Raw genomic sequence first — 21,518 nt, forward strand, 5'->3', positions numbered from 1 at the left:
CAACTCTCTTATTAAAACACCACCAGGTCGTTCTTGTGAACCAGTTCGTCGGCAACGTCCTTACCCAGCAAGGCATGGATTTCGGAAGTCTTCTTGTGGAGTACAAGCTTCAAAGTTCCACTATCGAACTTTGCGACACCGCGGGCCACAGCTTCGCCAGATTCGCTCAGGACTTCAATAAGGTCGCCCTTGTCAAAATGTTTCTTCACAGCGACAACACCAACGGGCAGCAGGCTGGAATGCTTTTCGCGCAAGGCCTTTACGCCACCTTCGTCCACCACGACACTTCCGCGGGGAGTGGTAATAAAGCTGAGCCAACGCTGACGGCTGTTCAACTTTTTCTTGGAGCCTACAAATAAAGTACCTTCGGCCTGTTCGAGAATCACTTCGTGGGGAAGCACGCGCATACCGCAAGCCAGGAACGCATTGCAGCCGCTCTTGGTTACATTACGGATAGCTTCAAGCTTACTGCGCATACCGCCGGTACTTACAGCAGAACCGGCTTCGCCGGGCTTACCAGCCAGAGCGAGAACAGCGGGAGTAATTTCGGGAACGAAACGCAACAGGCGGGCATTGGGATTCTTCTTGGGATTATCGTCAAAGAGACCGTCTTCGTCCGTAAAGATTAGCAGCAAGTCTGCATCCAGGAACAGGGCCACGTCAGAAGACAGCTTATCGTTATCGCCCACCTTGATTTCAGCCACAGCCAGGGAGTCGTTCTCGTTGATGATAGGAACGATCTTACGGGCGAGCATGGCCTTGATGGTGTTCTGCAGATTCTTGTAACGGCCGCGATCGCGGAAGTCATCTGCAGACAAAAGAATCTGGCCCACAGAAAGCTGGCACCAGCGGAACATTTCGCGGTAGGCGTACATCAAGTCAATCTGACCCACTGCAGCGCAAGCCTGCTTTTCAGCAATGACCGTAGGCTTTTCCTTATAGCCCAGCTGACTCATGCCGGTACCCACAGCACCGGAAGTCACGATGACAACTTCCTTTCCAGCTTCCATGAGGCGGGCAACGGAATCAGCCAGCTTCTGGATATAGCGGGTACGGACGCCACCCTTTTCGGAATCCACCAGAATGCGGGAACCAATCTTCACCACAATGCGGTGGGCTTCATTCAAAATGTTCTTTCTTAATTCACTCATATTCAGGTCGCACCTTTGGTGCTTTCAGTTTTCAGGTCGCTCACTACGTTCGCTTTGAGGTATCAGGTCGCTCGCGTCGCTCGCTTTCAGGTTAAATTACAAATCTCTTTACATCTCTCAAAATTCTTTCCCGGTTGACCTCATACCTCAGAGGGCCGCAAGGCCCGACCTCATTCCTCATACCTATTATCTGCAGACCAGAAGGCGGATGGCATCCAGGCGGAGCTGCGGGTTAGAAATAATCTTCTTCCATTCCTGGGCATTCTTGCGGAGCTGCTTCAACTGTTCGTTGTTGCCAGCCTTGCCACGCATAATCAGCAAGTGGTTCATGCGCTGGTATTCCTGTTCGGCACGAGCTTCCACAGCTTCTGCAGCCTGTTCGGCAAGTTCCTTAGCCTTGGCAGTCACCTCACGACGGGCAATAGCCAAGCCTTCCTTACCAAAGTACTTCAGAGTCATGTTCACAGCCGGATTTCCCTGAGGCACGGCCACATCCTTAAAGGAAGCCTTGGCAAGATCTTCAAGCTTGCTAGACAAGTCTTCGCCATTGGGGTTCACCAGAACGCTAATGTACTTGGGACCCGCAATGTCAGACACGCCCCATTCTTCAGAAATGGAGAAGTCTACAGCAAAGTTGTACTGCATGAGCAGGCCGCGCATACCGGAGTTCTGCCACATATTGCAAGACACAGCGCCATTGTCCAAAGTAGTTTCAAAGTCAATCACACCCTGAGACAGCGGATGTTCCAAGCTAACGAAATCCACTTCGTCATGGATCATGGCTACACTACGGTCAAAGGTAACGGTCAGGCTGGAGGCATCGGAGTAACGAGCATCTTCGTCACCGCCACCACCTTCAGAGAAGTCGCCCACATTCTGGACCACACGTCCGCCACCGCCACTGCTACCAGGCACACCGCCCACAGATTCGGGCATCCCCGGCACAGAACCGGCTTCCACCTGAGTTCCCATGGTCACCACATAGCAACCCGGAATCTTGCTCTTTTCAATTTCAAGTCCGCGGTTCATCAACGAAGAGAACACCAAAGTTTCAAGTTCAGGTTCAGCATCCACGCGCTGGATTTCGTCGGTAATTTCCTTTGCCTTCGCCGGATTGCGGGAGTTGAATTCCAGCAAGCGGTCACGCCCCTTCTCGATGTTCTTGCGCATGGTGTCGCAATCCTTCTTCACCTGGGGAATGACATTGTCCATGAAGTGCTGCAGGAATTCCTGGGGTTCTGCCAAGGCGGCAATCAACTCGTCGGTGTACTTCAGGAACAGTTCGCCACCGCTCATCATGGGAGTGCCGAAAGCATTCAAGCCGTTGTGGTACCAGCGGAACATGACTTCCTGACCGGAACCCTTTACATAAGGCACATGGATGATAATGTTTTCAGTCTGGCCAATGCGGTCCAGTCGACCGATACGCTGTTCCACCAAGGAAGCGTCCAGCGGCAAGTCAAACAAGATCAAGTGATGGGCAAACTGGAAGTTACGGCCTTCGGAACCTATTTCAGAAGCGATCAGAAGGTTAGCGCCGTTTTCACGGCTAAAGTTTGCGGCGGCCTTATCGCGGGCCATGATGGTCATATTTTCATGGAACATGGAGAAGGCGCCTTCGCCCATGTATTCCGTCAGCAAGGTCTCAAGAGCAAGAACCACCTGAATGGATTCGCAAATCAGCAGGACCTTGTCGTCCTTATGTTCCTTCAGGAATTGCTTCAACCACACATAGCGTTCGTCCATGCACCAGGCATCGGAGTAGCTGGTGCAAAGCAAACCGTTTTCCTGAATGTCCGTAGACATATCCAGGTCGTTCTCGGCAGCCACGTTCACCATTTCGCGATAACGTTCGTTAGGTTCCAACGGGATTTCGTCCAACACGCGCTTGGGGAATCCGCCCACGCCCTTACGGGTATTGCGGAACACCACGGAGCCAGTACCCACGGCATCCACGATACGGCGGATCCATTCATCGGCAGACATGGACTTGGCGCTTTCCTGTTCAAGCCAGGGGCGGATCATGGACTTCTTGGGAACAATTTCGTTCAGGTCGTCCCAGCTCATCTGCTGACCAGGATCGGTAGGCAACTTGTTCAGTTCATTCACCAGTTTGCGGTACGCATCCTGATCCTTGATAAAATTATTGTAATCCGCAAAGCGGACCGGGTCCAACATCTTCAGTCGGTTAAACTGGGATTCCGGATGGAACTGCAGCGGAGTACCGGTCAAGAGCAACACACCCTTGGAGCGCTGGATCACCGCATTGGCCAGCAAGTATTCGTGGCTGGTAAATCCATCTTCGCAAACCAGGTGGTGAGCTTCATCGATAATGGTCATGTCCCACTTGACCTTCAGCAAGTCTTCGATCAGGGCCGGCTGCTTGATCAAGAAGTCGATGGAACAGATGATGTCGTTGGCCTGGGAGAACGGATTGGGCTTATCGTCTTCGTCAGCCACAAACAAGCCCTTCAGGTAACCTTCGTCCACCAGGGTAAACAGATGGTTGAAGCGGCGCTTCATTTCCACCAGCCACTGATGCTTCAGAGTTTCGGGAACAATCACCAAGGTACGGGTCACGCGTCCGCGGGCCTTCAGGGCATGCCAGATCATGCCGGCTTCGATAGTCTTACCCAGGCCCACTTCGTCAGAAAGCATCAGACGGGGCAGAGCGGAGCTGGAACAGGCGCGCTGGCACAGATAGTACTGGTGGGGAATCTGGCTTACACGGGGGCCAATCATACCGCGTACCGGCGAAGACTGCCACTTGCAATACAGCTTCATGGACTGTTCGCGGCGGAGGAACTGGTCGCTATCGGAAATGCGGTTTTCCTGCAGGGCACGGAACAAGTCGGCGGGCCTAGCAATGGAAATCTTGCCATTCAGTTCGGATTCCTTCATGGAACGACCGGCGCGACCTTCATAGACCACCAGCCCATCCACTTCCACCACATTTTCCACCGTAAAGGAAACACCCTTTTCGCTCTTCGCAGTTTCACCCACGGCAAGCAGGAAACGGTCCACCGGGGCACCCATGGAACGGTAAAGACGAACATCATTCACAGCAGGGAAAGAAATCTTCACAATACGGTCCTGAACTTCTGTGACTATGCCGAGTCCCAGAGCAGGTTCCGATTGACTTACGTAGCGTTGGCCAACCTTAAAATTCATCATAAGCCCCCAATTTAGTTTTTTTTCAAAATTTCGGCTTCCCTACTACGCCCGACAATATCCGCTTTTTTTGCTACATTGTACCCAGTATGATTTGGTATTATATTGATGAAAGCATAACCGACGGAGACAGGCGCAAGGGTCCTTATTCTATCGATGAATTAATGGATCTTGTCAAATCCGAAACGGTAAAGCCCCAGACTCTGGTATGGCACTCAGGTATGAAGGACTGGGTCCGCTGGGAAGATACGGAAGAAGCAAAGAACAATGCTAACCTTTTTGAAAAGGGGGAATCCGCAGAAGGTTCCGTCCTTTCCGACGAAGAGCAAATCAAGGCAGCCCTAGAAGCCATCCTGGCAGAACATAAGGCCTCCAAGCGCTACGCCGGATTCTTCGTCCGCGCCGCCGCCTATTTCGTCGACAACCTCATCCTTTCTGCATTCGGAATCGTCATCCTCATGGTCCTGAGCGCAATGCAGCTGGCCGACCTGAACGCCATTTCCGAAGCAATGAACGCCTACATCGCAGACCCCTCCGCCGAAGACGCCATGAGCAAGATCCTGGAAGCCCCCGGCACCCATCTGTTCCTATCCATCTGGGGTATCGTGCAGGGCATTTACTTCATCGTCTTTACCGCAATAAAGTCCGCCACCCCCGGCAAGAAGTTGTTCAAGATCCATGTGGAACCCGCCTACAGCATCAGTACCGTCAGCGGAATCGCAAAGGTTAGCTGGGTTCTCAGCACATTGCGTTATGTGGCAAGCCTTTTCACCCAGTTCACCTTGATGTTCTACGGCATCGGCTATCTGGTGGTCATGATTGACCCCAAGCGCAGATCCCTTCATGACTGGATTGCAAGAACCTACGTGGTTCACGACACAAGTGTTAAAATCAAAGTTCGTCCCGACGACGATCAGGAGAAATAGTTTATATGTATCGTTTTGAAGTTCACCAGGCGGTAAAACCTCTCGAAGGTGAAGTCGAAATTTCCGGCGCAAAGAATGCCGTGCTTGCCGTGATGGCAGCCGCTCTCCTGGCCGACGGCGTTTCCGAAATTACAAACGTCCCCCACCTGAAAGACATGAAGACCATGTCTGACGTGCTCCGCGTTATCGGTTGCCGTATCAGCGGTGAATCCCACCAGCTTAAAATCGACACCCGCGGTGCCGACCATCTGGAAGCCCCCTACGAACTGGTAAAGACCATGCGCGCCAGCTTCTATGTGTTGGGACCTCTGGTGGCCCGCTTCGGACGTTGCCGCGTTTCTCTCCCCGGTGGATGCGCCTGGGGCCCCCGCCCCGTGGACTTGCATTTGAAGGGTCTTGAAGCCCTAGGTGCAAAAATCACATTGACCCGCGGTTATGTAGAAGCAACCTGTGAAGGACGTCTCCCCGGCGGTAACTTCAACTTCCCCATTTCTTCTGTAGGCGCCACCGTCAACGTGTTGATGGCAGCCACTCTCGCCAAGGGCACCAGCGTTCTTCAGAATGCCGCCCTTGAACCCGAAATTGACAACCTGGTGGACTTCCTCAACTCCATGGGTGCCAAGATCCAGGGCCGCGGAACCCGCACCCTTACCGTGCAGGGCGTGGAAGCTCTCCGTCCGGGCAAGTGCTTTACCATTCCCGACCGTATCGAAGCAGGCACCTTCCTTTGCGCAGCCGCCATCACCCGCGGATGCATCAAGGTCACCAAGGTCTTCCCCGAACATATCGCCAGCACCCTGGACGCCTTCCGCGATATGGGCTGCAAGGTGGAAGTGGGCAACGACTGGGCTCAGGTTGACGCCCGCGGCGTAGAACTGAAGCCTCTCAACGTCACCACCCTCCCCTACCCCGGCTACCCCACCGACATGCAGGCTCCGCTGATGGCAACTCTCGTTTCCATCCCGGGCAACAGCACCATCCAGGATACAGTCTACAACGACCGCTTCAAGCACGTGGCAGAACTGCAGCGTCTTGGCGCAGACATCCAGGTGAACGGCAACACCGCCATCATCAAGGGCGGCACCAAGCTGGAAGGTACCGATATCATGGGTAGCGACCTGCGTGCAACAGCCGCACTGGTTCTGGCCGCATTCATTTCCGAAGGCGAAAGTACCGTCAGCCGCGTGTACCATCTGGACCGCGGTTACGAAGACTTCGAAAATAAAGTCGCTAAGATCGGCGGCGTAGTGATCCGTCACTCCGACGACGAAGAAGACGATAATTTCTGATAATGATGCAAGGGAGGAGCAATTCCACCCTTGATTCATTCACCAAATTGACCAAATTACCGACCAAATTGGTCCAAAGGCGCCGTTTGGTTAGTAAAAAACGAATACCTTTTCCCAACGGAAGAGGTTTTTTGTTTTTGTCTTACTAACCAAATTGACAAAAAAACGATGTTTGGTTAGTATATATATTCCAATTTTCAAGAAAACACTATATATAAACTAATTTCTTACTAACCAAACTTTCTTACATTCGACATTAGGTTAGTAAACCCCGAAAAAAAAACTCCCACACACGCGAATTCCACTTCCGCACCCCATTCAAAACCTTAAGGAAAAAAATCCGGCGCAGCGAGCTGCGTCGGACTTTTTCATTTTTATGTAGGTAAAATTCTACGGATTTGCAGCGGGGGCAGCAGGTGCGGGGGCTGCGGCGGGATTTGCGGATTCTACGGCAGGAGCGGCGGAGGGGTCAGCGGGGGCTGCGGCAGGTGCTTTTTCCGCAACGGGCTGAGCTTCCAGGGGTACTTCCTTAGGCACGCAAGCTTCTACAGGAGCGCCTTCCTTAACCTTGTCTTCCTTTTCCAGGATTTCCTGGAGCATTTCGGCGGCCTGTTCGAACTCGCCGGTAGTTTCGCAAGACTTGTTAGAAAGAATCTTCTGCAGATACTGCTTCTGCATATCGATATCGCATTCATCGCTGTAGATGCTAGCCAGCTTGAACATCGCCGGGCAAGTCTTCTGACCATCGGGGAATGCTTCGGACATACGGGCGAAAACCTTCTTGGCCTTATCCATCTGATTCACTTCAATCAGGCAGAGAGCCATCCAGTACAGAGAATTTTCGGCAAGTTCGCCGGTCTTCATCTGTTCATAGACCTGCTTAAAGCCGGAGTAAGCCAGCTTATATTCGCTACGGTGATAGTCGCTGCGGGCAGTATTGAACATGGCTTCCGCTTCCACAAGCTTTTCAGCTTCGCGTTCCAGGCTGTCCATAGAAACAGGAGCCGGAGCGCCGCTGACCACAACCTTCTTGGCAAGGATCTTGTCAGACTTACCCAACAGCATGTCCAGACGATACAGAATTTCTTCCTGTCTAGAGTCATTGCGTTCAGATTCGTCGGACACTCGACGAGAAAGCATGGTAATTTCAGCCTGCATACGCTTTTGAGCCAGGGAGGCCGCTTCCAGACGAGCCAAAGCCGAGTCCAGTTCTGCACGCAGGGAATCATTCTGAGCGCCCAGAGTTTCTACGGTATAGGCAGCATTCTTCTGCACGGTAGTCTGCACGTCCGTGCCAACAGCCTTCATTTCCTGAGTGCGGAGCATGGTCACCTGACTACAGCCAGTGAGTGCCAGCGCGACAACAGCAATACCCAAAGCCAATCGTTTCATATACACCTCGCTATAAAACCAGCGAAAAATAAACGTTCAAGTCCACATTATTCATTGGCCTCAATCATGAGCAAGCAAGCTTGCTCGCGACACCCGGCTCTAGTCCTTAATATTCACGCGGAAGTTAGCGCGACGGTTCTGAGAATAGGCTTCTTCAGAGGAACCTTCAGCCTTGGGAGCTTCCTTACCGTAGCTAACAGATTCCATGCGCTTGTTGTCGATGCCGTAAGCAGCCAGGAATTCCTTCACCTTCATGGCGCGCTTTGCACCCAGGGTAAAGTTGTAATCTTCGGTACCGCGAGCATCGGTATGGCCTTCGATAGTGATGGTGAAGCGTTCTTCCTTGATCAGGAGTTCGCCAACCTGAGCCAGCAATTCCTTAGCCTTTTCAGTCAGTTCGGAACGGTCAAAGTCAAAGTAGACGTCTTCGCTCATGATCTGGTTGATCAGCTGTTCCAGACGGGCACGTTCTGCTTCAAGGCGGGCGCGTTCTGCAGCAAGGCGTTCAGCTTCAAGGCGAGCCTGTTCTGCAGCCAGGGAATCCTGGTTCACGGGAGCAGATTCAACAGCGGGAGCTGCTTCTGCAGCAGGAGCCTGTTCTGCAGCGGGATCCGTTACAGGGGGCTGCTTCTTGGAGCAAGCGACAAGGGCGAGGGAGGCGGTAGTAACCACCAGGGCGAGTTTAACGAAGTTCTTCATTTTGCACCTTCTTTTGTTTATTGTTTATTATCGTCTTCATAGAAGAAGGACCAGGTAGGCGCGGTGTTTTCGCCGGAGTTGGTAATACGGGTCACGTTGGATCCGTCCTTCCTCATGATATAAATCTGATAGCTTCCGCTGCGGTTACTTGCGAAAGCGATGAGCTTACCATCGGGAGACCAGGTGGGATGCTCGTTGTTGCCTGCGTTGTTGGTCAGCTGTACAATGTCAGAGCCATCCAGGGCGCAGGTATAAATATTCATCTTGCCATTATCCATGGAAGTATAGGCAATGCGATCCCCTTCAGGAGACCAGCTGGCACGTTCATTGTAACGGCCCATGAAAGTCACGCGGCGCATATCGCTGCCATCCTTGCCCATCACAAAAATCTGAGGTCCACCGCCACGGTCACTGGTAAACAGGACTTCGCTGGCAAAGGGGCTCCAGGCGGGGCTGGTCTGATTGCTCTTCAGATAGGCAAACTTCCTGGCCTTCCCCGTTTCAGGATTACCGATATACAGATCCGTCTTACCGTCTACGGTACTGGAGAAAAGTAATTCGCCAGTTTTGGGATTTACAGCAGGACTATACGTCTGATCTAGATGAGGGAACAAAGACTTAATAGGTCCGCCAAACGTCTTGGAATAAAGCTTGGGGCGGTGAGTCTGGAAGTTCACAAAGATCAAGCCCTTATTGCCGCGGGTCCATACAGGCATCATGCTGATGGTCGTATCGCGAGTAATCTGGGAACGATGGAAACCATCGTAGTCAGAAACCACAACCTGCTTGACTCCATCGATCTTGGATACATAGGCCAGCTTGGTGGAGGCAACACCACGTTCGCCCCACAAACGGTAAATGACCTGGTCAAAGAACTTGTGCATGGCACGGCGAAGGTCCTGCTGACTGATAGTATAGGCTTCGCCCAGCATCATGTCCTTGGTCTGAGCCACATAAAGGAAGCATTCCAGACGGAGCTTGCCACCTTCAGCCGGAGTCACCTTACCGGTAATGTAGTGCTTGGCACGATTCTTACTGAACAAGGCCAAGTTGAACTTGTCAGAAGCAATCACTTCGAAACGTCCAGAGAGTTCTGCATCTCGGGTAATGATTTGATGAGGTTTTTCCTCGATCCACTCAATGGCACCCTTGGTTTCGGTAAAAGGCACAATGCCAATGGGCATAGTCTTGAACACCGAAATACCAACGTCTACCGCAATGGTATCAATGGCAGCAAAGCTTGCGACCGGGGAAAACAGCAGGTACGCAAAGAACAGTACCAGAGCCCAGGACAGAAACTTAGAGATAGCCTTGATTTTTTCAATCATATCCGATCACACCTCTATATTAATTCGGCGTAAAGTTAAAATGCAACGTCAAGCTGGGAGCTCTAAAATTAAGCGGAAGCTCCGGAGCCTTGGAAATCGAGACCGCACGAACAGACAAATGATCCCAGGTCTTGTTACCCGAAGAACGCTTCAGCGTAATTCCAGTAATGCCACCAAAACGGTCAATGGTAAACTGCACCGTGGTCTTCACGCTCTTCTTCACAGACAAACTATTGGGAGGATTGAAGTTCGCCATGATAATGCGTTTCAGCTGTTCCAGGTAGACCTGCATCAACGGGTCCATGTCAACAGAACCCACAGGATTCAAGCTGGGCGCTTCTACAGCGGCCGGCAAATCCAGGTCATCCACGTCAAAGTCATCTACCGGCTCCGGCTCGGGTTCCGGTTCCGGCTGCGGTTCCGGTTTTTCTTCCGGCTCGGGTTCCGGCTTCTTTTCTTCTTCGGGTTTGATGTCCGGCGGAAGTTCCTTATTTACCTTGGGCTTCGGCTCTGGCTTAGGTTTCACGTCGGGCTTAGGCTGTTCCTTAGGCGGATCAGGCGGAATTTCTGGGGGCTTAGGACGAGGCGGTCTGGGGCGAGCCTTCGGAGGCTGTTGCACCTGCACCATCTCGAACACGGGAATGGGTTCCGGTTCCTGCTTGAAATTCACAAAGTGAATACCAATACAAATTCCTGCGATCACCATATGGAACACAACGGCGCAAATGATGATTCGCACCATCATTCCATCGCCTTCGCTAGAGAAGTAGCGGATTTGTTCCTTACGTTCGCTCACTAAAATAATCCTTACCTTTTACCCGGTTTTTCTTTCGGGTTCATGGTCAAGAAGCCAAGCTTTGTAACGCCCAGCTTCTGCACCTGGGTCACCACCTTCATCACAAGGCCGTACTTCACTTCTTCGTCGGAGTTAATGACCACAGCCATTTCCCCATTCCACAAAGACTTGAACACGTTGTTGAAACTATGGAAATCCACCATCATGTCTGCGATGTAGATTTCTTCCTTCTTGGTGATGGAAACCTTCAAAAGTTTTTCCTGCTCCATAGTCGGAGCCTCGGCCTTGGGCAAGTCCACCTTGACACCCTGGCTCATGAGGGGAGCAGAAATGATGAACACGATCAAGATGGCGAACACGATATCAATCATGTTCGTCAGGTTCATTTCCTGCTTAAGTTCTTTACCGCGACTGCGCTTCACGACGCCTCCTAGCCGGCCACTTCTTCAAGAGCCAGCAAGTCACCGCGCTTGAATAAGCTCAGCACCTGGGAACCAAAGTTGTAATAGGAAATTTCGTTCTGACCGTTATGGGAGGTAAAGTAGTTGTAGCCGGCAGATGCGGGAATAGCCACCACAAGGCCGCCAACCGTAGTAATCAAAGCCATAGCGATACCGGGAGCCACCACAGTCAAGTCGGCAGAACCGTGCTGACCGATCTGGAAGAAGGCCACCATAATGCCCCAGACCGTACCCAGCAGTCCGAAGAAGGGAGCCAGGTTGGAGCAGGTTGCTAGGAAGCTCAGATAGCGGTCTTCGGCCAGGCGCAGACCTTCGATAGAACGCTGGATGGTATCTTCCAGCAAGGACGCGCGGTGCTGGATGGAGTCATAACTCACGAAGTTACTGAACTTGGAAGCTTCCTTAAGTACTTCGGAAGTAAGGCTCTTCAGGGCACTTTCGTCGGCGGTTTCGCAAAGGGTCTGCAGTTCCACAAACTGCTGAACGTTAATGAACTTGCGGAAGAACACCACATTGGCCCGCTGATTCTTCTTGTTCACCACATACTTGACCAGAATAATGCCCCAGGAACCCAAGGACATGACTGCAAGAATGCAGAGCACAACAATGGTAGCGATGTCCGACTGGGCAATCATTTGAAACAGAGGAACTGAGTTATTCAAAATAGCCTCCCTTCATAAAAAAGGATTACATAAATCTTTGACTATCAATAAGATAGAAAATTTTCAAGTTTTACATCTTCATTAAGACATAAAACCATGGCAAAATGTCAGTTTTCACCACAAATTAAAGAGAAAATACAAAAAAGAAGGTGCCAAGACCCAACATTTACAATTTCTTACAAAATAAATGGGTCCGTCAAAACAAATAAAAGTCAAACTTTTATAAGTAAAAATTATAACGGAAGTTCCAACTGCAAGGACTTGGGATGGAAACTCATGCGGTGTTCAGGGGTATAGCCAAGCTTTCGGATCGCATCAAGATGAGCCTTGGTACCATATCCGGCATGTTTGTCAAAGCCATAGCCCGGGTACTTCTTCTCCAGGTCGTCCATATAGCGGTCACGGAACACCTTCGCCAGGATAGAAGCGGCAGATATACTGGCAACACGGCCGTCACCCTTTACAATAGGCAGCTGGTTATCCTGAGGAACACCTCGGATCTTCAAGTTACCGTCTACTGCTACTAATATAGACGAGAGGGATGAAACCTCAGCGAAGGAACCCTTGACTTCAATGGGGATCTGGGGGGCAGATTCCTGAATACCAGGCATTCCCAGAGCCTGCAAGGCGCGGCGCATGGCCAAAAAGTCAGCCTCTAGAATATTGATTTCATCAATTTCGGCAACGCTGGCACTGGCAATGGCATAGCAGGCGCAAGCCTCCTTCACCGCTTCGAACATAGCTTCTCGCTTGGGGCGGGTCAGTTTCTTGGAGTCGTTCAGCGAAATCAAGGCGTCAGGCGATTTGAGAACGGCAACACAGGCAACCACAGGGCCAGCCAACGGCCCTCGACCCACCTCATCAACACCGGCAATGATGGATCCTGCGAAGTTCTCACGAAGGGCAACTTCACCATCGATAGGCGATTCGATTCCATCCAGAAATGCCGGCAGTTTAAATTTCATAAGCTACGTGCGGTGTGTTACGAGCCATGAGCTGCGAGCTAAAGTCAGGCGGCTTCGCCGCGATTATTGAAGCTCAAAACTCACAACTGATTGCTGACAACTATTTTACCAGCGCTTCGCCGTATTCCTTGATGGTACGCCAGTACAGGTCGTGTTCCTGAACAAGCACACGGGCAGCAAGAACTTCCGGAGTATCGTCAGGCATAACAGGCACCTTTCGCTGGGCAAGAATGCGACCGGCGTCAATTTCTTCGGATACCAGATGGATGGTAGGACCAGATTCCGTTTCGCCTGCGGCAAGAACAGCCTCGTGTACGAAATGCCCGTAGAAGCCTCGACCACCAAACTTCGGCAACAGAGACGGATGGATGTTCAGCACACGGTCGGGCAGACGTCTCAAAATGCTGGTAGGAATTGCCTTCATATAACCAGCCAGAATCAACAAGTCGATATCATACTTGTCAATCACTTCCAGGAGGGCGGCTTCATATTCCGCCTGGTCCGGATGGGTCTTGCCAGAAATATGGAACACGGGGACACCGTAAGTCTTGGCGTGGTTAACAGCACCACAGCCACCATTATTGGTAATGAGGAACTTACACTGGGCCTCCAGATCGCCCTCGCCAATTCGATCTATAATCGCTTTAAAATTGCTTCCTCCACCGGAAGCCATAACGCCAATCTTAAACATGGTGCCAAAGATAAAAAAAAATGCGACTCAAGGCCGCATTAACCACAAAAACTATAGAATTTGACTAGAACAGATGGACAAGAACAATCACGGCAAACAAAACCATGATGTAATTTTCCATAAAAATACCGAAAGGAGTCTTCTTGAAGGACTTTTTCTTTTTCACTTTTTTCGGTTCTGCAGTCAAGTACTTATACATTATAGCTCCTATAGTGCCCAACCAAAACTTCCCTAAGCGAGGCCAAATATAGAAAAGGAAAGGCTCTCCTCCTAGGAACACAAGCCCATAAAAATTTTCAGTGTGAGATAATTCACAACAGCAATTCTCAACATATTTTTTGAGAACAAAAAAGTCGCAGGGCAAAGCCCTACGACTCTTAAAATTCATAGATAGGATCTAATTATTTCAGCTTCCAGACAGGTTCTTCAGCAACCTTTTCTGCGATGACTTCGGGAGTACCTTCGGCCACGGCTGCGTTGGATTCTTCAGGCAGCCAGGGCTTGTCGAGACCCTTTTCCCAGCTCACAGTGGGGTTCGGATCTACGGAAGCGTCAACCACAGGCAGGCCCAGAAGTTCGCGGGCACGGTTCAAGGCGGCATCGATGTTACCCAAGGCGTTTTCTTCGCCAAGCTGCTTCAGCACACCTGCGCGGGTCAGGGCCACCACCGGCTGGGCGTGCACACCGGAAAGGAGCAGCTGGGTACCGTCGGCCTTGCAGTGGTTCAGCAGGTCTTCGATCATGTTGATACCGGCTGCATCGATGCTGGAAACGCTACGCATGCGTAAGATGAGGATCTTGGGCTTCACTGCAATGCGGTTCAGGGTTTCCTTGAACTTGTCTACAGCACCAAAGAACAGGGAACCGGCAAGTTCATAAACCACAACGCCCTTGGGAACCTGACGGGCAAATTCGGTGTGTGAGACTTCTTCGTCATCGGCACGGATTGCATCGGTAACGGCATCCACTTCGGCAACTTCACTCATGCGCTTGATGAAGAGGATGGCAGCAAGGAGAACGCCCACTTCGATAGCGACCGTCAGGTCGATGATCACTGTGAGGAAGAATGCAACCAGCATAACGATCACGTCGCTCTTGGGAAGCTTGAACATCTTGATCACAGCGCGATAGCCGCACATATTGAATGCCACCTGGAAAAGCACTGCGGCAAGGGCAGCCATAGGAATCATTTCGGCATACTTACCCAGAACCAGCATGATGAGCAGGAGCACAACAGCATGAACGAGACCGGAAATCGGGGAAACGGCACCATTACGGATGTTGGTTGCAGTACGGGCAATAGCGCCAGTAGCCGGAATACCACCGAACATGGGAGAAAGAAGGTTAGCCACGCCCTGACCGAAAAGTTCAGTGTTGGAGCGATGCTTGGTAGAAGTCATACCGTCGGCCACCACAGCAGAAAGCAGGGATTCGATAGCACCGAGAATAGCGATAGTCAAAGCAGGCTGGAACACTTCGCGCATCATGGAAAGGCTGATGTTCGGGAGATGCGGAGTGGGGAAACCAGACGGGATATGGTTCTTCATACCGATGGTCATGACGCCGTGGCCGTTAATGGGGTCGTCCCAGCCAAGCACCTTGACAATGACGGTAGCAACGATAATGGCGATGAGGGAACCCGGAACCTTGGTGGTGATCTTCGGCCAAAGAATGCAGACGGCCAAGGCGATAACACCGATAATCACGGAGTATACGTTTACAGTGTCGAAAGAGGAAACATAGAGCTTGATCTTGCCCACGGCGTCGGCAGGGTCCTTAGCCAGGAACTTCAGACCGAAGAAGTTGGGAACCTGACCCAGGGCGATGATCACGGCGATACCGGCAGTAAAGCCCACAGTCACCGGATACGGGATGAACTTGATGATGGCACCAAACTTGGCAAGGCCGAAGACAATAAGAATGATACCGGCTAGGAGCGTTGCGGAAGCGAGGCCATCGTAACCATACTGGCTGACGATGCCGTACACGATCACGATGAAGGCACCAGTGGGACCGCCAATCTGGAAACGGGAACCACCCAAAAGGCTGATGGTGAAACCAGCAATGATGGCAGTGTAGAGGCCCTGTTCAGGACCCACGCCAGAAGCGATAGCGAAAGCGATTGCCAAAGGCAATGCCAGGATGCCGACGATAACGCCGGACATCAAGTCGCTAATAAGATTTTGCTTGGTATATCCCCTCTTAATGGACTTTACAAGTTCGGGGGTAACAGTTGCTACAGATTCGGTCAAGAATTTCTTGACGGATTCTTTGGCATTAACGTTAGACATTTGGGCTTCTCCCTTTAAAAAGCGGCCCAAATTTAATTAAATCCAAGAATTTCGTTAAGGGTAAAAATTACCTATTTGAAGCCGCCCTCTAGCGGAGGCTCTTCTTCACGGAGCGCATCAGATTCCTGATTTCCTTGCTAGACATGGAAGGAACGTCAGCCTCTTTCTGAGCCTTTGACTTGGGAGCGCAATTTTCGCAGAGACGCTTGACCACGGTACCAAAGCTTGCCGCGCCGTCAGAAATAGAAGTTTCCTTGAAACGGAACTTCTTAAGGAGGGCTTCAGTCTTGCACTTGTCGCAGATACCCATCTGGGGAACGGCAGGTTCACGGGGAGTACGCTTCTTTTCAGTCTTGATTTCCATTATTCCACCTTTTCTTATTTTATTTCTCTAATTATAAAATCATACATGAATAAGCCCAGCAGCATATTGCACAAGGGGGTAGCCCTTCCCTCTTCTGTGTAGAGGCTACGTCCAAACTTGCCCCTTTCCAGCTGCTTTTCCTTGTATTTCGCGGCATGGGCTGCGAAATCTTCTACAAAGACCCGCTTCTCGTTTCGTCCGGCCAATTCAAAAATTCGTTCGTTCAGGGCCGTCAACTGCGCCGGTTCCGGAGGAAACATGTCTTCGGGAATAGTCAAAAAATGCAGTGGAGCGGTTGTCTTGTTCAGGAGTTCGCTAGCCAATGCGCTATACCGATCAAAAACGCCATTATAGTCTACACCGCCCCGCTTCAGTTCGCGAAGTCCAAGACCGATGATAAGGCGGCCAGCCTTTTTGCCGATAATGTCGGAAGAAGCCCGGGTCAAAAGCTGAGCCATGCTCTGGGGGGCAGGCGCATTGATGGAAAACTGGATAGGCCGATTAGCTTCTCGACACAGGATCATTTCGGAGCAACGGTTTGCCGCCTCGCCCTGTTCTCCCAGAAATTCATCGCCTAATATCAATATACGGTTTTCCACATGTTATAATCTACACAATTGCACCGCCGCAAACCACACTTATAGACCAAAAATTTCCTTTTTTTTCGCGATTTTCCACAATATGGCCATCGGCGACCAAGGACTGGGGTACGTTTTCGATGGGCGACCCCTCATCTAGATAGATGGTCATACGGGTCCCCTTGGGAGCTCCGGCAAGCACCAGCCGACTGCGGGCCGCGTTTCTGGGGCATACCACCCCGCGCAAGTCCAAAAGTTCAGGAAAATCAGAACAAAGTTCCTTCGGCAGTTCTAAAACCTTTATTTTTTCGCAAAATTCGGCAATTTTAATACCATTGGCACATGGCTCCTCTAGCCATGGTCCCATGGGAATTCCGGGCAAATTGGCGGCAACCACCATGGCAAGAGCCTCTTCCGGCGGAACCACCCTGCCGGAACCACGACGAATCCAGTCGGCGCAGGCAAAAGCCAGCAGCTTTTTTAAGGATTCATCAAAATTAGACAGCCCCTGATTGGCGGTCAACCATTTCATGATAGGACTTTTTTCCAATTCGCCAGCCATATTTGACCAAATTTTAGGTAAAAAACACCAGATAATCACAATATAATGTAGCAAACTTCACATCGGGTTTCTATATTTGGCCCCAAACCTTGAAAAAGGCCATTATTTTAATACAGGTTATACGGTTATTATGGCAATCAGTACAATCCTACTGGACATCATGTTCGCGGTCTACGTGATCGCGGGTGTTGGACTCGTCATCTACGGCTTCAGCTGCTACTACAGCATCTACCTGTTCCTCAAGAACAGCCGTACCACACGCCTTTCCGACCGCAAGAAAATCTTGCAGTTCTATCGCGAACACAGCATGGCAGACCTGCCTCAAGTCACCACCCAGCTTCCCGTATTCAACGAAGCTAACTGCGTCGAACGACTCCTTGAGGCCGTATGCGCCATAGACTACCCCAAGGACAAGCACGAAATCCAGGTGCTGGACGACTCCACCGACGAATGCTATGAAGTCGCCAAGAAGAAGGTGGAAGAACTGGCAGCCAAGGGCTACGACATCAAGCTCATCCACCGCACCAACCGTCAGGAATTCAAGGCCGGTGCTCTTAAGGAAGCCATGGCTGTCGCCAAGGGTGAATTCCTTGCAATCTTCGACGCCGACTTCGTACCGGAGAAGGACTTCCTCCTGAAGACCATCCCCTACATGGTCATGGACGAACAGGTGGGCCTGGTCCAGGGTCGCTGGGGTCATCTGAACCGCACCGAATCCGGTCTTACTCTCGCTCAGTCTATCGGTATCGACGGCCACTTCGTGGTGGAACAGTCTGCACGTAGCTGGGGCAAGCTCTTTATGAACTTTAACGGTACCGCAGGTGTCTGGCGCAAGCAGGCCATCTATGGCGGTGGCGGCTGGGAAGGCGATACCTTGACCGAAGACATGGACCTTTCTTACCGTTCTCAGCTTGCTGGTTGGAAGATGAAGTTCGTGTTCGACGTGATCGTTCCTGCAGAACTCCCCAACGATATCAACTCCTTCAAGGCTCAGCAGTTCCGTTGGGCAAAGGGCTCTATCCAGACCGCAATCAAGATTCTGCCCCGCGTTCTCAAGTCCAACGTTCCGACTCGCGTAAAGATTGGCGCAATCCTTCATACGACTCACTATTCTATTCACCCCTGCATGTTGTTCACTGCACTTTGCGCATGGCCCCTGCTGGCATTCTTCCAGCCCGTAGCTAACCTGCCGGTCTGGGTTTACACAGTAGGCTTCACATTCATCTTCCTCGCTGCAATCGCTCCTTCTGTTCTTTACTTCGTTGCACAGCGTTGCTCCGGCTATACCGGTTGGAAGGTCCGCCTCCTCAGCATGCCGATCCTTATGGCACTGGGTGTAGGTATCGCAGTCAGCAACTCCAAGGCTGTGTTCGCCGCAATCACCGGCCGCAAGAGCGGCTTCGTCCGCACCCCCAAGAGCGGTGTCGGCCAGAAGAAGAAGGCTACCAGCCACTACAAGCAGAAGTTCCCCTGGCAGGCAATCCTTGAACTGGGCGTTGGCGTCTACTGTATCTTCGGTATGCTGGAATACATCGGCGCACAGAAGTTCATTATCGGACCGTTCCTCGCCCTCTACTCCATCGGTTTCCTTTCTGTTGGCGTTCTGAGCTTCATGCATTACCTGGGCAACCTGGTTGAAGTTCACAAGGCTCGCAAGGACGAAAATCATTTCGTTGAAGACGTGGACAAGGGTCAAGGCTAACAGCTAACCCACCTAGAGATTAAACCCCGGCTTTTTCGCCGGGGTTTCTTTTTTTTAGCATCAGGCATTTACCGTCTTTGATAACATCGCCCCTTACCATAGGGAAGAACCCCATTCATTTGTTCTATCTGAATTCGAGATTCCGTGATGTATTTTCGTTGAAGGTGTAACGTCGCTTCATGATATCTGACATAAAACAAAAATGCAGACAATGTAACGACGGACGCAACAGACACGGCAACCATCAATTCCATCAAGGTAAAGCCTCTATTTTTCTGCAGACGGATTATCGTTTGCATTGGACAAGCCTTCTAAAATGAACCGGATGAGCAGGAGGTTCTGGAGTTACAAGAACATCAGCCCACGCGAGACCGGTTCCTGGCAACACCGAGTCAAGCTGATTGCAGGGAGGCGGATTTAAAACAAAGCTTTCAACCTTAGTGACAGCCGATTCAAAGGCCAGAGTTTGATTGCGTTCAGCCGTCTTCATTCGATTAAAGAAGTCGAACATACGGTCAACCGCCAACATCCCGACAGACATGACCACAATCGCTGTCCAGACCTCCATTAAGGTAAAGCCTCGGCAAGAGTTTAGGTTCATTGCAGGCTCCAGCGAAACGGTTCAAGGCCAGACAAAAACGAATTGCCGTCCGAAGCCAAATCTCTGGCAGGAAGCAACAATGGAGCGGATATATTCCGGGGAGCATATTCCACAGAATCGTTCAACGACATCAAGGCAGAAGGATATTCCCCCAAGGCGCGCTGTCGCAAAACAACGGGACCATCTGCCAGGAGGGCTCCAGAAAAACGAACATTTCCAGAAACTTCCTGCTGATCAGAACTATAGGTTTCAAGCCACCCAGCCCTGACATGGCCAGACAAAGCTATCATCCCGGCAGCATACAATCGCAAAGTATCAAACATTGCGGAACCTCGAACAGAGATACTCCCCGTGGACTTAAAATTACAGGATTGGGCGGATCCGAAATAGTCCACCAGCAAATCTCCGTCCTGAACAAACAGGGAAATATTTTCTGCAGGTCCCATCAGACGGCGGTTGCCCGATTTTATGACGAGGTTCTTTTTCAGCAGGATTTCCCGGTTGAGATTTGTCCGAAAATTTTCGACGATATTTTTCTTCAGCAGGCGCGGTATCTGCGAAGAATTTTCTGAAGAATCCAAACGACGTCCCGCCAAAACCTTTAGACGCCGAAGAGAATCCACAGGAGTCGATAGTTCCACCCATGGGCCTGCCGGAGCACAATCAACACTAGTATCGACGAACCCCTCCAAGTGCATTAGCATTCTAGATTCACTATCATACAAGGTCTGCAGATCCTTTTCTAGAGATTTCGCCTTTCGCAAGACACCCCCTGGCATAGACAGCAAGGCGGAGACCATAAAACCGACACATAACAAGATTACCACCACGACGGGCAACACAGCCCCCTTCATTTAACCTCCACAAAAAACTGTTTATTTCTGCAAGAAAAGAGAACACCATTTTTTAGAACGTCCCGCACAACAAGCCCTCCAAGAGAATCTCCCCTAAAAAAAGTTTTTCCATCCGAAATAAACAACTTCCCAGACACAACCCCCTGTACCCGCACAGAAGAATCGCATTTCATAGTCACAGTCCCCATGTAGGGTTTTAACTCCGTCACTTTTTCAGAGACTGTTTCTTCAGACACCATAGGCAATTCAGGAACCGTAGTCAGTTCCGGAGGAACCACATCTTCCAGGGGAATTGATTTTTTCGAGGAGCCGATCCACCACAGCCACGCTCCAATTAAAAGAAATGCGAACACAACAAAAAAGATGGCGTACATCGACAATCCAACAAACCGATTATCATCACACAAATTGATTTCTCGCCCCAAGGGATCCATGGCAGCCCTTTTAAACAAGCCGTTTTTCCAGACCGTTTGCGATACATCTTTCGGACACTCAATCCGTATGAATTCCATAGTTTCATATCGACTAAAAAGAGCGTCTTGCTTCACAAAGCCCCTCAAGGTTTCAAGTCGATTTTTCAAAGAATCATCTTTTTCATAGCCGGTTTCCTCTAGCCAATGGCAAAGACGCCCTTCAAAGAAAATCAATACAGTGAGCGTCCCTCCTTCCAAAAAATAGAACAGCCCATTCCCACCCCAGTCCTTGCCCATTAGTTGACTACCTCGCAGGATTTCATCGGCGGCCCCATAAATCCAAAAACTTTTTGGAAGCATCCGAACCAAGCCCAAGTTTTTCCTCCATCCAACAATCCCTTTACAAGGTTCTAGATCTTCGCAACCAAGAACGGCCAGATAACGGAAACGACGGCCTTCAGCCGAATTAAAGGATATCAGGGGAAACAGCCAATAGCGCCTACCAGCCATCCGCAACCTTTCGCACGTCAAGGGGAAATCCATTTCAAAGGATTCATGCAATTCCTGCACCGTGGGAGACTTGTCGTAAGTCGTCGTCCATTCCCAGGTCAGCAATTCACAA

General features: G+C 50.8%; 22 protein-coding genes. 3 read left to right on the forward strand and 19 right to left on the reverse strand.

Annotated elements, in window-relative coordinates:
- Positions 1–11: 11 nt before the first annotated feature.
- Both proB and rapA read right to left on the reverse strand, forming a co-directional pair.
- Positions 12–1,151: a glutamate 5-kinase gene (gene proB / locus MMG03_RS05315; RefSeq protein WP_249505806.1), complete on the reverse strand. Its 1,140-nt coding sequence runs from the start codon at positions 1,149–1,151 to the stop codon at positions 12–14.
- Between the two features lie 186 nt (positions 1,152–1,337).
- A complete protein-coding gene (gene rapA, locus MMG03_RS05320; RefSeq protein ID WP_249505807.1) occupies positions 1,338–4,325 on the reverse strand; it encodes an RNA polymerase-associated protein RapA in 2,988 nt (995 codons plus the stop codon).
- An 86-nt stretch (positions 4,326–4,411) separates the two neighbouring features.
- Here rapA and MMG03_RS05325 point away from each other — a divergent pair, with 86 nt between their 5' ends.
- The gene (locus MMG03_RS05325) at positions 4,412–5,248 is read left to right on the forward strand and encodes an RDD family protein (RefSeq protein ID WP_249505808.1); all 837 of its coding nucleotides are present in this window, start codon (positions 4,412–4,414) and stop codon (positions 5,246–5,248) included.
- A gap of 5 nt (positions 5,249–5,253) precedes the next feature.
- Positions 5,254–6,537, forward strand: coding sequence for a UDP-N-acetylglucosamine 1-carboxyvinyltransferase (murA, locus tag MMG03_RS05330; RefSeq protein ID WP_249505809.1), 1,284 nt, complete (start codon positions 5,254–5,256; stop codon positions 6,535–6,537).
- 390 nt (positions 6,538–6,927) lie between these two features.
- Here murA and MMG03_RS05335 read toward each other — a convergent pair whose 3' ends face one another.
- The 13 genes from MMG03_RS05335 to MMG03_RS05390 form a co-directional block, all read right to left on the reverse strand.
- Positions 6,928–7,929 (reverse strand): tol-pal system YbgF family protein, encoded by a 1,002-nt coding sequence (locus tag MMG03_RS05335; protein ID WP_249505810.1) that lies wholly within the window; start codon positions 7,927–7,929, stop codon positions 6,928–6,930.
- 99 nt (positions 7,930–8,028) lie between these two features.
- Positions 8,029–8,628, reverse strand: a complete 600-nt coding sequence (locus MMG03_RS05340) for an OmpA family protein (protein ID WP_073158058.1) — start codon at positions 8,626–8,628, stop codon at positions 8,029–8,031.
- 17 nt (positions 8,629–8,645) lie between these two features.
- A complete protein-coding gene (locus MMG03_RS05345) occupies positions 8,646–9,956 on the reverse strand; it encodes a translocation protein TolB (RefSeq protein WP_249269310.1) in 1,311 nt (436 codons plus the stop codon).
- A gap of 19 nt (positions 9,957–9,975) precedes the next feature.
- Positions 9,976–10,752: an energy transducer TonB gene (locus MMG03_RS05350; protein WP_249269311.1), complete on the reverse strand. Its 777-nt coding sequence runs from the start codon at positions 10,750–10,752 to the stop codon at positions 9,976–9,978.
- Positions 10,753–10,763: 11 nt separating this feature from the next.
- Positions 10,764–11,174: a biopolymer transporter ExbD gene (locus MMG03_RS05355; RefSeq protein ID WP_073158055.1), complete on the reverse strand. Its 411-nt coding sequence runs from the start codon at positions 11,172–11,174 to the stop codon at positions 10,764–10,766.
- A gap of 8 nt (positions 11,175–11,182) precedes the next feature.
- Positions 11,183–11,875 (reverse strand): MotA/TolQ/ExbB proton channel family protein, encoded by a 693-nt coding sequence (locus MMG03_RS05360; protein ID WP_139258260.1) that lies wholly within the window; start codon positions 11,873–11,875, stop codon positions 11,183–11,185.
- A gap of 233 nt (positions 11,876–12,108) precedes the next feature.
- Positions 12,109–12,840 carry a ribonuclease HII gene (locus tag MMG03_RS05365; RefSeq protein WP_249505811.1) on the reverse strand — a complete coding sequence of 244 codons (732 nt, stop codon included), beginning with the start codon at positions 12,838–12,840 and terminating at the stop codon, positions 12,109–12,111.
- Between the two features lie 100 nt (positions 12,841–12,940).
- Positions 12,941–13,531 carry a phosphoribosylglycinamide formyltransferase gene (gene purN, locus MMG03_RS05370; RefSeq protein ID WP_088665594.1) on the reverse strand — a complete coding sequence of 197 codons (591 nt, stop codon included), beginning with the start codon at positions 13,529–13,531 and terminating at the stop codon, positions 12,941–12,943.
- A gap of 64 nt (positions 13,532–13,595) precedes the next feature.
- Positions 13,596–13,730 carry a hypothetical protein gene (locus MMG03_RS15835; protein ID WP_254917597.1) on the reverse strand — a complete coding sequence of 45 codons (135 nt, stop codon included), beginning with the start codon at positions 13,728–13,730 and terminating at the stop codon, positions 13,596–13,598.
- Between the two features lie 202 nt (positions 13,731–13,932).
- Positions 13,933–15,822, reverse strand: coding sequence for a SulP family inorganic anion transporter (locus tag MMG03_RS05375; protein WP_073158044.1), 1,890 nt, complete (start codon positions 15,820–15,822; stop codon positions 13,933–13,935).
- An 88-nt stretch (positions 15,823–15,910) separates the two neighbouring features.
- Entirely contained in the window at positions 15,911–16,186 is a 276-nt protein-coding gene (locus tag MMG03_RS05380) for a hypothetical protein (protein WP_073234834.1), read from the reverse strand.
- 14 nt (positions 16,187–16,200) lie between these two features.
- The gene (locus MMG03_RS05385) at positions 16,201–16,785 is read right to left on the reverse strand and encodes a hypothetical protein (RefSeq protein WP_073158038.1); all 585 of its coding nucleotides are present in this window, start codon (positions 16,783–16,785) and stop codon (positions 16,201–16,203) included.
- Between the two features lie 10 nt (positions 16,786–16,795).
- Entirely contained in the window at positions 16,796–17,296 is a 501-nt protein-coding gene (locus tag MMG03_RS05390) for a sulfurtransferase TusA family protein (protein WP_249505812.1), read from the reverse strand.
- A gap of 160 nt (positions 17,297–17,456) precedes the next feature.
- Between MMG03_RS05390 and MMG03_RS05395 the strand changes: the two genes are divergently transcribed.
- On the forward strand, positions 17,457–19,028 hold the full coding sequence (locus MMG03_RS05395) for a glycosyltransferase (RefSeq protein ID WP_170932275.1): 1,572 nt from the start codon (positions 17,457–17,459) through the stop codon (positions 19,026–19,028).
- A gap of 68 nt (positions 19,029–19,096) precedes the next feature.
- Here the strand turns inward: MMG03_RS05395 and MMG03_RS16285 are convergent, their stop codons facing one another.
- Genes MMG03_RS16285 through MMG03_RS05410 form a run of 4 tightly spaced genes read right to left on the reverse strand, consistent with a single transcriptional unit; the run spans position 19,097 to position 21,511 of the window.
- Complete coding sequence (locus tag MMG03_RS16285) at positions 19,097–19,327, reverse strand: prepilin-type N-terminal cleavage/methylation domain-containing protein (protein ID WP_073234831.1); 231 nt, start codon at positions 19,325–19,327, stop codon at positions 19,097–19,099.
- Positions 19,315–19,629, reverse strand: a complete 315-nt coding sequence (locus tag MMG03_RS05400) for a prepilin-type N-terminal cleavage/methylation domain-containing protein (protein ID WP_073158030.1) — start codon at positions 19,627–19,629, stop codon at positions 19,315–19,317. Before MMG03_RS05400 ends, MMG03_RS16285 begins: the two co-directional genes overlap by 13 nt.
- Positions 19,626–20,483 carry a hypothetical protein gene (locus MMG03_RS05405; RefSeq protein ID WP_088665599.1) on the reverse strand — a complete coding sequence of 286 codons (858 nt, stop codon included), beginning with the start codon at positions 20,481–20,483 and terminating at the stop codon, positions 19,626–19,628. The genes MMG03_RS05400 and MMG03_RS05405 overlap by 4 nt, the downstream gene beginning before the upstream one ends.
- On the reverse strand, positions 20,480–21,511 hold the full coding sequence (locus tag MMG03_RS05410) for a hypothetical protein (protein WP_249505813.1): 1,032 nt from the start codon (positions 21,509–21,511) through the stop codon (positions 20,480–20,482). Before MMG03_RS05410 ends, MMG03_RS05405 begins: the two co-directional genes overlap by 4 nt.
- Between the last annotated feature and the right edge of the window lie 7 nt (positions 21,512–21,518).

It is taken from the genome of Fibrobacter sp. HC4, assembly GCF_023373925.1.
Classification (GTDB): Bacteria; Fibrobacterota; Fibrobacteria; order Fibrobacterales; family Fibrobacteraceae; genus Fibrobacter.